Raw genomic sequence first — 12,858 nt, forward strand, 5'->3', positions numbered from 1 at the left:
CGAAAGCGCTGAGCCTAAGGCTCTAGTCTCGAGCGCTAACCGGCGGCCCTTTGGGGCCGCGGACACGCGCGCGCCAGCGCGCCGATAAACACAGCGTCAAACCTGCCTGGGACTACCAGACCCCGACCACCCGAGAAGGCCTACAGAGTCCGCATCCAGCCGTGGTTGTCGGCGAAAGTACCCCGCTGAATTCCGGTCAACGTGTCACGCAGCGCCATCGTCACCTCACCGGGCTCCCCACCGCCGATGGCGAATTCGCCCTCAGCTGACTTCACCCAGCCGACCGGCGTGATCACCGCGGCCGTCCCGCACGCGAAAACCTCACTGATCTCGCCGGATTCGGCGCCCTTGCGCCATTCCTCCACCGAGATCTTGCGCTCCTCCACCTGGTAGCCGGAGTCGGCGGCCAGGGTGAGCAGCGAGTCGCGGGTGATACCGGGCAGCAGCGAACCGGACAGTTCGGGGGTCACCAGTCGTGCCTCGGAGCCGGTGCCGAACACGAAGAACAGGTTGTTGGTGCCCATCTCCTCGACGTAGCGACGCTCGCAGGCATCCAGCCAGACCACCTGGTCACAGCCCTCGTCGGTGGCCTGCGCCTGCGCGAGCAGCGACGCGGCGTAGTTGCCCGCCACCTTCGCCTCACCGGTACCGCCGGGGGCCGCGCGCACGTATTCGGTCGACAGCCACACCCGCACCGGCTTCACACCGCGCGGGAAGTAGGCACCGGCGGGCGAGGCGAGCAGCAGGTACTTGTACGCCGAAGCGGGCTTCACGCCGAGGCCCGCCTCGGTGGAGAACATGAACGGCCGCAGGTACAGCGAATCCTCGCCACCGGCGGCGGGCACCCAGTCGGCGTCGACGTCGAGGAGCTGGCGCACGGATTCGACGAACAGCTCCTCTGGCAGCTCCGCCATCGCCATGCGCGCGGCCGAGCGGCGGAACCGCGCGGCGTTGGCATCGATGCGGAACGTCGCGATCTCACCGCCGGGCTGGCGGTAGGCCTTGAGCCCTTCGAAGATCGCCTGCCCGTAGTGGAACACCATCGTCGCCGGGTCCATCGAGAGCGGGCCGTACGGCCCGACGCGCGCATTGCCCCACTGACCGTCGACGTAGTCGATCGACACCATGTGATCGGTGAAGAACCGTCCGAAACCGGGAGCCGCCAGTACCTCGTCCCGCTGCTGCGCCGGAGTGGGCGCGGGGTGCGGAATACGGGTGAACTGTGCGGCGACTGTCATGATGCGATCCTATCCGGGCCGATTCTGTGCTGTCTCGCCCCCACTACGGAGGAGTTACTTCGTCTTGGTGTCGACGAACGGCGGCTTGACGACCGTCGCGCGCAGCTTGCGTCCGCGCACGTCGACCTCCACCTCGTCGCCGGGTTCCAGCTTCGCGCCGGTGTCGAGCAGTGCCAGCGCGATGCCGACCTTCAGCGACGGTGAGAACGTCCCCGAGGTGGTCTCGCCCACCGGCTCACCATCGCGCAGCACGGTCTGGCCCTGCCGCAGCACGCCGCGATCGAGCGCTTTGAGCCCCATCAGCGTGCGGCGCGGGCCGTCGGCCTTCTCCTGCTCGAGCGCGGCCTTGCCCCAGAACTCCGGCTTCTTCCAGCCGACGGCCCAGCCGGTGCGGGCCTGGTTCGGGGTGATGTCGAGGGACAGTTCGTGCCCGTGCAGCGGGTAGCCCATCTCGGTGCGCAGGGTGTCGCGCGCGCCGAGCCCGGCCGCCTGGCCACCGGCCGCCTCGACCTCGGCGATCAGCGCGCGGAACACCGGCTCCGCGTCAGCCCACTTCGGCAGCAGCTCGTAGCCGTGCTCGCCGGTGTAGCCGGTCCGGCACACGCGCACCGGGCGCCCCTCCCACTCGGCGTCGGCATAGGCCATGTACTCCATCTCGGTGGGCAGGCCGAGCGCGGCCAGCACCTCGGTGGCCTTGGGTCCCTGCACCGCGAACACCGCGTAGTCGCGATGCTGGTCGGTCACGGTGATCCCCGCGGGCGCCACCTTCCGCAGCTGCGCGACCACCGCTGCCGTATTCGCCGCGTTCGGCACGAGGAACACCTCGTCGTCGCTGACGTAGTAGGCGATCAGGTCGTCGATCACGCCGCCGTCTTCGGCACAGCACAGCGTGTACTGCGCCTTTCCCGGCCGGATCCGGCCCAGGTCGTTGGTCAGCGCCGAGTTCACGAACGCCGCGGCACCGGGCCCCGCGACCGTCGCCTTGCCGAGGTGGCTCACATCGAACAGCCCGACCGTGGTGCGGACCGCGGTGTGCTCGCCGACCGTGCCGCCGTACTGCACGGGCATCTCCCACCCGCCGAACGGAGCGAAGGTGGCTCCGAGCTCGACATGAACAGCGTGGATGGGGCCCTCTAGCAGCGCGGTGTCGGTCATGGGCAGAGTTTATCGGGCGACCCCACCACCGTGTCCCGCCCCCGCGATCAGGGTGAACGGGTGCGGCTTTCCGGGTCGAAACATAGTGACGCCCAACGGCGGTAGGGTTCTGTCTGTGAGTGATTTGCCCCGCGCCCGGTTCGGCCATGTCGCCCGGATGGACGACACGATGAGCCGAGCGGTGTCCCGGATACCGGAATCGGCGGTCGATCGCGGCATGCTGCGGTTGACCAGGTCGGCCAACACCGGCGGGCTGTGGCTGGCGGTGGCGGCGGCGCTCGCCGTGAAGCAGGGTCCCCCACGACGGGCCGCGCTGCGCGGCGTCATCGCGCTCGGCGGCAGCAGCTTCGTCGTGAACCTCGTGCTCAAGACGCTGATCCCGCGACGGCGGCCACCGGCCGAACTGATGCCGCTCGGCCGCAGGCTGGTCGCCGCGCCGGTGTCGTCGTCCTTCCCGTCCGGCCACAGCGCCAATGCCGCGGCCTTCGCCACCGCCATCGCGCTGGAGAGCCCGCGCACCGCGCTCGCTATCGCGCCGGTGGCCGCCGCCGTCGCCTATTCCCGCATCCACACCGGCGCGCACTGGCCGTCCGACGTGCTCGTCGGCGCGAGCGTGGGCACCGCGGTGGCACTCACTACCCGCCGCTGGTGGCCGATCCGCGAATCCGACGAGGCCGACGCGCACGTCGTGCACGACGCCCCGATCATCGCCGACGGCAAAGGTCTGCTGCTGCTGGTGAATCCGCGCTCCGGTGACTCCAGCTACGACCCCACCGCCGACATCGCCGAGGCACTGCCCGCGGCGACGCTGGTGCGCACCGAGCCCGGCCGTGACGCCGTCGAACTGCTGCAAGAAGCCGTCGACGCCGTTGTCGGTGGGGCGGAAGGCAACGACACCGCGGACCGCCCGACCGATGATCGCGATATCGCGGGGGGCCTCACCTCGGTCCTCGCGGTCGGCGCCGCGGGCGGCGACGGCACCATCGCCGCGGCGGCCGCCGTCGCGGTCCGCAACGATCTGCCGCTGGTCGTCATCCCCGCGGGCACCCTGAATCACTTCGCCCGCGACCTCGGCGTCTACGACCTGCGCGAGGTAGCCGACGCCACCGGCACCGGCGAGGCGGTCGAAGTCGACATCGCCGCAGTCGAATTCGGCACCTCCGACGGCCCGTACACCCACCACCTGATCAACACCGCGAGCATCGGCGCCTACCCGGAGCTGGTGCGGCTGCGCGAGAAGTGGGAAGACCGCTGGGGCAAGTGGCCCGCCTTCGCCGCCGCCCTTGTCGTCACCCTGCGCCGCGCGGAACCGATCCACATCCGCCTCGACGACCGCTGGCACGACCTGTGGTTCCTGTTCATCGGCAACGGCCCCTACCACCCGCACGGCGCCGTCCCCGCCTTCCGCTCCCGCCTCGACGAGGGCTTGCTCGATGTCCGCTGGTTGCGCGCCGACGTCCGTTTCTCGCGTACCCGCGCCGTCATCGCCCTGATGCTCGCCGCCATCGGCCACAGCCGCGTCTACGGCGAACGCCAGATGCACGAACTCACTGTCGCCTCGAAGACCCCCGTCGCCGTGGCCGCCGACGGCGAAGTCGTCGGCATCGCAACCACTTTCCGCTTCTCGATAGCGGGCCGGATCCCGGTCTACCGTCGCAACGAGGACAATCCCCGCTGGGAAAACCGCCCACGCCCCCACCACCGCCGCCCCCTGGCCTGGCTCACCGACCGCAGGCGCTGACTTCCTCACAAACCCGTCTCGTCTCGATCACCATCGCCCACAACAACCTTGCGCCCCGCGCCACCGGTGCCGAGGATGGATAGATGAGCTCGCCGGACGGTGGACGTCCGATCACCGCAACCGAAGCCGACCGTCGCTGGGACCCGTGGACCCCGAGCGTGGTCGCGGCCCGCCTCGCGACCTGTCCCGCACCGTGGGCCGTCGCGGGCGGCTGGGCCCTGGACCTGTTCGCCGGCGCCATCTCCCGAGCCCATGACGACATCGAAATCACCGTCCCCCGAACAGATTTCCCCCTGATCGCCGCCGCGTTCCCCGAATACGAGTGGGACATCGTCGGTGACGGCAGGCTCTGGCCCTATTCCTCGGCCGCGACCCGCCCCGACCTCCACCAAACCTGGCTCCGCGACCCCTTCACCGGCGCGTTCCATCTCGACGTGTTCCGCGAGCCGCACGACGGCGATACCTGGATCTGCCGCCGCGACCCCACCATCACCCTCCCGTACACCGAACTCATCCGCACCACGACCAATGGGATTCCGTACCTGATTCCCGAGGTCGTGCTGCTGTTCAAGGCAAAAGCCAACCGCCCCAAGGACGACAGCGACTTCCACCGCGTCGTCCCACTGCTCCCGGAGCACCGGCTCGCCCGCCTGAACTCCTGGCTGACCCAGCTCTACCCGGACCACCCGTGGTCGACCGAGATCCACACACCCGCCATCAGCTCGTCACCCACCGAATAGTTCGGCAGGCCCGATCCGAATTCAGCCGGCCATCCGACACCAATCTCGTCGATAGTCGGCCCAATCCTGTGGTGTGGCAGCGAAATCCACGTACAGAGCCACACCGAAGTTCGCTCGGTCCACGTCGGTCCGGGTCAGGCCGAGGCGAATTCCCCGCACCGCCGCGGCGACAGTCTCGGCGGCTCCGTGATGACCTGGATCGTCGGCCCAGAACGCGGGGGCACCCATCAGCAGGTCGACGCCATCGGGTGTCACCTCGGCGGCCAGTTCGGTCTGCTGCGCCACATACCCGCTGTACAGCGCCCGCGTAGGCATCGCCGTGTCGTAGGACATCACCGCCACCTGATCGGATCGCCGCGCCACCTCGGCGAAATAAGCCTGGCTCCACCACTTTCCGTGATCGGCGACCGCCAGCCCCACCGAATGCAAACCCGGCAGCGGATCGATCACCGGTGCCGACACCGACAGCGGAACGTGCGCCGCGGAGGTCACGGCCCGCGTCGCGTCGAGCAGCGCGAGAAACCCCGGCGACCCCGACCGAACGGGTTCGAGGTCGTAGTGCACGCCGTCGAATCCGTAGGCGAGCACCCGCCGTGCCGATGCCACAACACGCTCACGCGAGGCCGCCGATTCCACATCCAGCCCATCGAATTCGGGCTGCACGATGTCGCCCAGCCACGACTGCACCCGAATCCCCGGTAATCGCGCGTGCACCGCGTCGACGAACCATTGCGCCCGCGGCGCCAAATCGTCGCGCAGACTCCCGTCGTGCTCCAACGGCCCCGTGTGCACGTACAGATCCCGGACTCCGGTACCTGCCAGCAACTTCACGAGCCCGTCGATATCGGCATCGGTCTTACGCCCGTCCACCCAGGCATGTCCCAGCCAGACCGCGTCTTTCCCCCGGGTCCGCGCCTGTTCGGACTGATCGCCGATGTTGTGCACCAGCAGGGCCGTCACCACCCCCGCCACCGGTAAGGACAGCACGACAACCAGCACGAGCGCGATCACCGCACCACGCACCCACCACGACCACGCCCGCCATTTCCCCCGCATCATTCCCCCTCGTTCGAGATCCCCCGATACTACCGACAGGTACCGACAAGCAAATTTCCGACAAATCACCCAACCGTGAAACACTGTGCGCCGCTATAAAATTGAATGGAGCACAATGAAATTCGCCGTAACCCTGGGTTCCGCCGCCATCGCGGCCTTCGCGTTCGCGATCGCCACACCGACCGTGGCAGGAGCGCAGCCCACGAACTGCCACGACTCCTACACCCCGTGCCTGCCCATCGTCAGTGATGTCGACTGCGAGGGTGGCAGCGGCAACGGCCCCGTCTACACCGGCCGGGTGAAGGTGATCGGCCCCGACGACTACGGCCTCGACCGCGACGGGGACGGCATCGGCTGCGAGTGAACAGCACGAGGGGCGTGCGATGAACGACATCGCACGCCCCTCGCCGATCAACTCCTCAGCGGTTGCCTTCGGGTCCCCAGCCCTGATCGCCGGGCTTGCCCAGATCAGGACCGTCGGGGTACCCGGGACCACCGGAACCCGGACCACCCGCGCCCGGACCGCCGTAACCGGGCCCACCAGCGGGTCCACCGTAGCCCGGCCCGCCGTAACCCTGTCCGCCTTGGGGACCGCCGTACCCGGGGCCGTAACCCTGTCCGCCTTCCGGACCGCCGTACCCGGGGCCGTAACCCTGTCCGCCTTCCGGACCGCCGTACCCCGGCTGCCCACCGAATCCACCTGCGGGCCCGCCGTACTGCTGCGGGTAGCCCGGCTCCGGAGTGGTCGGCGCACCGGCGACCGGCCCACCGGTGACAACCCGGTACGCATAGGTCGAGGCGATGATCGTCAACGGGACAGTGACGAGCAGGCCGAGACCGCAGAGCAGCGCACCGACGATATTGATACCGAACAGCGCCAGTGCCAGCAGCAGCAGCGTGCCCGCGTTACTCGAGATCGCCGAGAAGCTCGACTTGATCGCGGTGACACCGTCCTGGTCGCGGTCGATCACGAACTGCATCGTCCACCAGGTGAAGAACGCGACGACCAGGCCCGGAATAATGCACAGCAGCAGGCCGATACCGGTCGCCAGACCGACCAGCAGGCCGGCCACGATCACCGCACCCACATTGGTGAACTTGAAGAACGACCCGAATCCGGGCTTGTTCCCATCGGTTTCGTGCAGCGCGCCACGCACGAATGCCGCCGAGATCAGATATCCGATCACGGTGCTCACGATGGTGCCGAGAATCTGCAAGAGCCCGAACCCGAAACTGACACCGCCGTCGGAATCGGTGTCGCCGGTGTTTCCGAGCCCGAACAGGAAGCTGATCAACGCCTGGATCAGGAAGGCGATGACCACCATCCCGATCCACACGAGCGCGTTGTCTTTGAATTTCGTCCACCCGTATCCGATGGCGTCACCGACACTGAGCGTCGGTCCCGCCGGGGGGTAACCGGGTTGCTGCTGTCCATATGTCATCCGAATCGCTTCCCCTCATCGTTCGAGACGGCCGCTGCCGCTCATATGAGTACTCCGATCCGACGTCACGGTCACGCCGACACAGCCGATCATGACATATGGAAAACGCTACTTGTCGGTGTTCTCGCGCTTCGGGAGTTTCCAGCCGGGGCGCGGAAAATGGCAGGTGTAGCCGTCGGGGTAGCGAATCAGGTAGTCCTGGTGCTCGGGCTCGGCGTCCCAGAACGCGCCGGCCGGGGTCACCTCGGTGACGACCTTGCCCGGCCACAGCCCCGAGGCATCGACATCGGCGATGGTATCGAGGGCGATACGGCGCTGATCGTCGTCGAGATAGAAGATCGCGGAACGGTAACTGTCACCCAGATCGTTGCCCTGGCGATCCTTGGTGGTCGGATCGTGGATCTGGAACAGGAACTCGAGCAACGCGCGGTAATCGGTCTGCGCCGGGTCGTATTCGATCTCGACGGCCTCGGCATGGCCCGGATGATTGCGGTAGGTGGGATTGTCGTTGGTCCCGCCGGTGTAGCCGACCCTGGTGGCCAGCACGCCGGGCCTGCGACGGATCAGATCCTGCATGCCCCAGAAGCATCCACCGGCCAGAATCGCCTTACGAGTGTCGCTCACACATCCTCCTTCATGAGGGCTCAACGGTCGCACAAATCGGCCACAACCGCCTCTATGGAACACCGGTTTCAGCGACGGAATTCCCGTCAGTATTGTTGCCGCCCGAGCGTTACCTCAGCAATGTCGAGTGCACTTTCATGTCCGGCGAGAAGCAGGAGGAAGACGGCGCTATGCCACGGTTTGTCATTTCCCAGTGTTTGGCGATCGGCTTGGCAACAACAGCTCTGATGGGGTCGGCGGTGGGCATCGCGGTGGCGCACCCCGGCGCCGACGACTCGATCGCGCAGGACGCGGCGCCCTGCGAACAGGTACGGCAGGCGCGTCAGAACGAGCGGGGAGTCCGCGCGGCTACCCCGGCGGCGGCGGGCCAGATCGACGCGGTGCTGATCACCGCGACCGGCCGGAAGCCGATCGCGGGCGGAAAGATCGTCCTCACCGGCTTCGACGCGTGTGGCGACACCATCCACCGGCACATGTCCACCGGCGCCAACGGCCAGGTGAGTTTCCGCGGACTGCAACCCGGCCGCTATCAGCTCACCGCATACCGCAACGACTCGGCGGCGCGGTCGATCACCAAGGCCGATGTCGACCTGGCGACTCCGTCGCTGAAAACGATCCAATTCATCGCCGACTGATCACCACGGTCGGGCCGGGAATACGCTGCCCAGCCCGAAACCCGTTGACTCCCAGCGCGGTCCCGTGTCCCGTGATAGAACTCACCCCAGAGTGAAAAGGGGTGGTTTCCGCATGGAACCAACAGCCGAACAGCGGGCCGCGCTGGGCACGATCTGCGATACGTTTCTCCCTGGCGACGGACTCGGATTGCCCGCCGCGACCGAGATCGGCGCGGTCGACACGATCTTTCGCATCCTGGCACGCAATCCCCGCGAAGCCGAGACGAAGCAGCTGGCAATGCTGTTGGGACTGTGGGACTCTCGCGTCTTCGGCCTGCTCAGCGGCAGCGGCCCGCGCCGGTTCTCCACGCTCTCGCAGCAGCAGCGCGAGGCAGCCCTGCTGCGCCTCGCCGATTCCGGTCTCGCCCCCGCCCGGGCGATCTTCCAGGCGCTCAAGCAGGCGTCGCTGCTCGCCTACAACGTGAGTCCCGGTCCCACCGGGGCGAATCCGCTGTGGAAGCAGATCGGCTACCCGGCGCCGGTCGGCCGCCTCGAGACCGCCCCGAAGCCCTCGCTCTCGCCACTGCGATTCACCGAATCCACCGCGCTCGACTGCGATGTCGTGGTGGTCGGCTCCGGCGCCGGTGGTGGTGCCGCGGCGGCGGTGCTGGCCGAAGCGGGCCTCGATGTGATCGTGCTCGAGCGCGGAAACTATTACGACGACCAGGATTTCGGCAACGGTGAGCTCGACGCGCTGACCACCCTGTACGCACCCGGCCCCGCCGCGTCGGCGGAAGGCCAGATCACCCTCGTCGCGGGCACCTGCCTCGGCGGCGGCACCGTGGTCAACTGGAGCACCTCGCTGCCGACCCCCGACTCGGTCCGCGCCGAGTGGGCCGAGTCCGGCGTCCCGCAGTTCGCCTCCGACGAATTCGGTGACGCGCTGGCCGCGGTGCAGAAACGGATCAGCGTCACCGACCGCAAATCCCCGCTCTCGGCGCGCGACGGCATTCTCGAACGCGGCGCGCGTGCGCTCGGCTGGGACGTGGATACGTTGCCGCGCAATGTCAGCGATGCCTGCGATGCCGGAATCGAATGTGGACGTTGTGGTTACGGCTGTCGCCTCGGCGCCAAGCAGTCGGCGACCAAGACCTGGCTCGCCGACGCGGCCGAGCACAGCGCGCGCCTGGTGGTCGATGCCGACGTCCGCGCGATCACCGTGAAAGCGGGTCGGGCCGAATCGGTTTCGGCCGTCACCGCCACGGGAGTCGAGATCACGGTCCGTGCCAAGGCGGTCGTGGTCGCCGCGGGCGCGATCCAGACGCCCGCACTGCTGCGACGATCCGGTCTGCGCAACAAGAACATCGGACAGCATCTGCGCCTGCATCCGGCCGCCGCGGTGTTCGGCGTGTTCGAGGAGGAGATCCGGCCGTGGGAGGGCGCGCTGCAGGCCCGGATCAGCAGGCACCACGCGAATCTCGACGGCAACGGGTACGGCGTCATCTACGAGACCGGGCCCAATCACCCCGGCCTGGCGACCGGGTTCATGAGCTGGCGCGGCGCGGCCGAATATCGCACCCGCCTGCTCGATTTCGCGCGGACGAGCTCGGTCGGCGTCATCACTCGCGACCGGGATCCCGGCACCGTGTCGATCGACGGCAGCGGTGAACCGGTGGTGAAGTACCGGCTGTCCGACTACGACGCCCACCATCTGCACACCGGCATCGTCGGCGCGGCCTCGGTGCTCGAAGCCGCGGGCGCGCAACGGATCTACTCCGGACACCAGGCGGGTGTCTCGTTCGAGCCGGGTACGCGCGGCTCGCTGGCGGAGTTCGACGCCGCCGCCGCGAAGGCGGGCTACGGACCCGGCCGGTGTTCGATGGGCGCCCTGCACATCATGGGCTCGGCCAGGATGGGCGGCACGCCGGAGCTGTCGGCGACCGACCCGGACGGCGCCACCTGGGATGTGCCGAACATCGTGGTGGCCGACGGGTCGAGCTTCCCCACCGCCCCCGGCGTGAACCCGATGGTCACCATCGAGGCGATCGGCTACATGAACGCGAAGCGGCTCGCGGCCCAGCTGAGCTAGTGATGTGTAGCGGACACGTAATATGGTTGGTACACATGTGGTAGATCCGCCCGTGGCCGGACAGGTACGATTTCGCGGAAAGGGCTGAGATGGACAAGGCGACGCAGTTGGTCGAGTTCGAGACCATGCTTCTCGGCCGCCACAGTCTGCGATCGCGCCGTGGTCCCGACGCCATGGACCGCAGCGTCTATATCCTGCTGAGCCGGCTGCGGATGGGTGGACTGATGTCCATCGGGCAGCTCAGCGACGCATTGGGCTTGGATGCCTCGACCCTCAATCGGCAGACCGCCGCCATGATGCGGACCGGAGTCATCGAGCGGATTCCGGACCCCGAGGGTGGGATGGCGCGGAAGTTCCGGGTCACCGTCAAGGGCGAGCGCCGGTTGAATGCCGAACGGTCCTTGATCGTCGACGCCCTGGATTCGATCCTCGAGGACTGGGCGGCCGAGGATGTCGCCGCCTTCGTCGGCTACCTGCGACGCTTCAACACCGATATCGAACGCCGGTCGGGTGAGTACTGGCCACGGCCACTCGCGACCACGCCCGCGGATCACTAGCGCCCGCTGCGACCAACGTCACGATTCCTCGATCGAGCCCGCGTGCCCGGCGATGTGTACGATACATATGAATTGCAGTATGCATATCTTGTGCTCTGTACATAACTTGCTGGTTTGTCGATAGGAGCGGTACGTGGGGATTTCGGAAAAGACGGCCCGGCCCGGAGTGGTCGTGGGCGTCCTCGCGTTCGGCGGCACCGTCGCCGCGATCACCCAGACGGCGGTGGTGCCGATCATCGGCGAACTGCCGCGCATACTCGGCACCAGCGCCGCCGATGCCTCCTGGGTGATCACGGTGACGCTGCTCGTGGGAGCGGTGTTCACCCCGGTCGCCGGCAAGCTCGGTGACCTGTACGGCAAACACCGCATGCTGCTGGTCTCCGGTGGATTCCTGATCGTGGGCGCCGCGATCGCCGCCATGTCCTCCTCGCTGGTGCCCATGCTGATCGGACGCGGAATCCAGGGCATGGGTGTCGGCTTGATTCCGTTGGGAATCAGCCTGATGCGCGATGTGCTGCCCGCGGAGCGGCTGGGTTCCTCGATCGCGCTCATGAGCGCCTCGCTCGGCGTCGGTGGTGCGCTGGGTCTGCCGGTGTCGGCCGCGGTCGCGCAATATGCGAGCTGGCGGGTCCTGTTCTGGGCCGCGGCGGCGCTCAGCGCGGTGGTGATCGTGCTGATCGCGATCCTGGTTCCGGCGGAGGCGAAGCGCGGTGACGCCGGTGGACGGTTCGATTTCGTCGGCGCGGTGGGACTCGGCGCGGGACTGGTATTCCTGCTCCTGCCGGTATCGAAGGGCTCCGGGTGGGGCTGGACCAGCGCTACGACGCTCGGGCTGTTCGCCGCCTCGGCGGTGACCCTGGCCGCGTGGGGATGGTGGGAACTGCGGACCTCCGACCCGCTCGTCGATCTGCGCACCACGGCCCGACCGCAGGTGCTGCTGACCAACGCCGCATCCGTACTGGTCGGCTTCGCCATGTACGGCCAGGCGCTGATCGTGCCGCAGCTGATGCAGTTGCCGACGGCCACCGGCCACGGCATGGGACAAACGATGCTGGGTATGGGCCTGTGGATGGCGCCGGGTGGCTTGATGATGATGGCGTTGTCACCGGCGGGCGCGAAACTGTCGGCCGCGCGCGGACCCAAGGTCACCCTCGCGGTCGGGGCGCTGATCATCGCCATCGGCTACGGCTCCTCCGCCGTGCTGATGGGTTCGACCTGGGGCCTGATGACGATGGTCTGCATCACCAATATCGGTGTCGGCCTGGCCTACGGCGCGATGCCCGCCCTGATCATGGGCGCGGTGCCGCTGTCGGAAACCGCCTCCGCCAACAGCATCAACACACTGATGCGCTCGCTCGGTACGTCGGTGTCGGCCGCCGTCGTCGGTGTGGTGCTGGCGAATATGACGACCGACTTCGCCGGGCATGCCGTGCCGTCGGAGACCGGTTTCCATGTCGGCCTGCTGATCGGCGCCGCCGTGGCGCTCGTGGCTGCCGGTATCGCCCTGACCATTCCGCGCCGAACGGCCGAGCCCACCGATCTCGATGCCGAACTCGCGACACTGTCGCCGCAGCCGGTGTCGGTGGCGAAGGCCTGACGAAT

At 67.9% G+C, this 12,858-nt stretch carries 12 protein-coding genes; 7 read left to right on the plus strand and 5 right to left on the minus strand.

Translation table 11 applies throughout. The features are described from left to right. Window positions 1–140: 140 nt before the first annotated feature. Together ACFWPK_RS28735 and gcvT are read right to left on the minus strand one after the other, a co-directional pair. A complete protein-coding gene (locus ACFWPK_RS28735) occupies window positions 141–1,238 on the minus strand; it encodes a branched-chain amino acid aminotransferase (RefSeq protein ID WP_378921000.1) in 1,098 nt (365 codons plus the stop codon). 54 nt (window positions 1,239–1,292) lie between these two features. After that, window positions 1,293–2,393 (minus strand): glycine cleavage system aminomethyltransferase GcvT, encoded by a 1,101-nt coding sequence (gene gcvT / locus ACFWPK_RS28740; RefSeq protein ID WP_378921002.1) that lies wholly within the window; start codon window positions 2,391–2,393, stop codon window positions 1,293–1,295. Window positions 2,394–2,508: 115 nt separating this feature from the next. Here gcvT and ACFWPK_RS28745 point away from each other — a divergent pair, with 115 nt between their 5' ends. Then, window positions 2,509–4,134, plus strand: a complete 1,626-nt coding sequence (locus tag ACFWPK_RS28745) for a phosphatase PAP2 family protein (protein WP_378921004.1) — start codon at window positions 2,509–2,511, stop codon at window positions 4,132–4,134. Window positions 4,135–4,217: 83 nt separating this feature from the next. Beyond that, complete coding sequence (locus ACFWPK_RS28750) at window positions 4,218–4,874, plus strand: nucleotidyltransferase domain-containing protein (RefSeq protein ID WP_378921006.1); 657 nt, start codon at window positions 4,218–4,220, stop codon at window positions 4,872–4,874. Between the two features lie 21 nt (window positions 4,875–4,895). Here ACFWPK_RS28750 and ACFWPK_RS28755 read toward each other — a convergent pair whose 3' ends face one another. After that, window positions 4,896–5,933 (minus strand): hypothetical protein, encoded by a 1,038-nt coding sequence (locus tag ACFWPK_RS28755; protein WP_378921008.1) that lies wholly within the window; start codon window positions 5,931–5,933, stop codon window positions 4,896–4,898. Window positions 5,934–6,045: 112 nt separating this feature from the next. Here ACFWPK_RS28755 and ACFWPK_RS28760 point away from each other — a divergent pair, with 112 nt between their 5' ends. Next, window positions 6,046–6,294, plus strand: a complete 249-nt coding sequence (locus tag ACFWPK_RS28760) for a hypothetical protein (RefSeq protein ID WP_378921010.1) — start codon at window positions 6,046–6,048, stop codon at window positions 6,292–6,294. 55 nt (window positions 6,295–6,349) lie between these two features. Here ACFWPK_RS28760 and ACFWPK_RS28765 read toward each other — a convergent pair whose 3' ends face one another. Continuing rightward, a complete protein-coding gene (locus ACFWPK_RS28765) occupies window positions 6,350–7,372 on the minus strand; it encodes a hypothetical protein (RefSeq protein WP_378921012.1) in 1,023 nt (340 codons plus the stop codon). Window positions 7,373–7,480: 108 nt separating this feature from the next. Further along, window positions 7,481–7,996 (minus strand): peptide-methionine (S)-S-oxide reductase MsrA, encoded by a 516-nt coding sequence (gene msrA / locus ACFWPK_RS28770; RefSeq protein WP_378921014.1) that lies wholly within the window; start codon window positions 7,994–7,996, stop codon window positions 7,481–7,483. A gap of 209 nt (window positions 7,997–8,205) precedes the next feature. On the opposite strand from msrA, the gene ACFWPK_RS28775 reads away from it, so the two are divergent. The 4 genes from ACFWPK_RS28775 (at window position 8,206) to ACFWPK_RS28790 (ending at window position 12,853) form a co-directional block, all read left to right on the plus strand. Next, window positions 8,206–8,631, plus strand: coding sequence for a hypothetical protein (locus ACFWPK_RS28775; RefSeq protein WP_378921015.1), 426 nt, complete (start codon window positions 8,206–8,208; stop codon window positions 8,629–8,631). Window positions 8,632–8,743: 112 nt separating this feature from the next. Beyond that, on the plus strand, window positions 8,744–10,699 hold the full coding sequence (locus ACFWPK_RS28780; protein WP_378921017.1) for a GMC family oxidoreductase: 1,956 nt from the start codon (window positions 8,744–8,746) through the stop codon (window positions 10,697–10,699). Window positions 10,700–10,788: 89 nt separating this feature from the next. Then, the gene (locus ACFWPK_RS28785) at window positions 10,789–11,256 is read left to right on the plus strand and encodes a MarR family winged helix-turn-helix transcriptional regulator (protein ID WP_378921019.1); all 468 of its coding nucleotides are present in this window, start codon (window positions 10,789–10,791) and stop codon (window positions 11,254–11,256) included. 133 nt (window positions 11,257–11,389) lie between these two features. After that, entirely contained in the window at window positions 11,390–12,853 is a 1,464-nt protein-coding gene (locus tag ACFWPK_RS28790; RefSeq protein ID WP_378921021.1) for an MFS transporter, read from the plus strand. Window positions 12,854–12,858 lie beyond the last annotated feature (5 nt).

The sequence above is a fragment of the Nocardia sp. NPDC058519 genome, from assembly GCF_042719755.1.
Taxonomy (GTDB): Bacteria; Actinomycetota; Actinomycetes; order Mycobacteriales; family Mycobacteriaceae; genus Nocardia.

Coding starts and splice junctions, on each gene's coding strand:
- ACFWPK_RS28780 (WP_378921017.1), top strand. CDS start 8,744: ATGGAACCAACAGCCGAACAGCGGGCCGCGCTGGGCACGATCTGCGAT.
- ACFWPK_RS28755 (WP_378921008.1), bottom strand. CDS start 5,933: ATGATGCGGGGGAAATGGCGGGCGTGGTCGTGGTGGGTGCGTGGTGCG.
- ACFWPK_RS28735 (WP_378921000.1), bottom strand. CDS start 1,238: ATGACAGTCGCCGCACAGTTCACCCGTATTCCGCACCCCGCGCCCACT.
- ACFWPK_RS28765 (WP_378921012.1), bottom strand. CDS start 7,372: ATGACATATGGACAGCAGCAACCCGGTTACCCCCCGGCGGGACCGACG.
- ACFWPK_RS28760 (WP_378921010.1), top strand. CDS start 6,046: ATGAAATTCGCCGTAACCCTGGGTTCCGCCGCCATCGCGGCCTTCGCG.
- ACFWPK_RS28785 (WP_378921019.1), top strand. CDS start 10,789: ATGGACAAGGCGACGCAGTTGGTCGAGTTCGAGACCATGCTTCTCGGC.
- gcvT (WP_378921002.1), bottom strand. CDS start 2,393: ATGACCGACACCGCGCTGCTAGAGGGCCCCATCCACGCTGTTCATGTC.
- ACFWPK_RS28750 (WP_378921006.1), top strand. CDS start 4,218: ATGAGCTCGCCGGACGGTGGACGTCCGATCACCGCAACCGAAGCCGAC.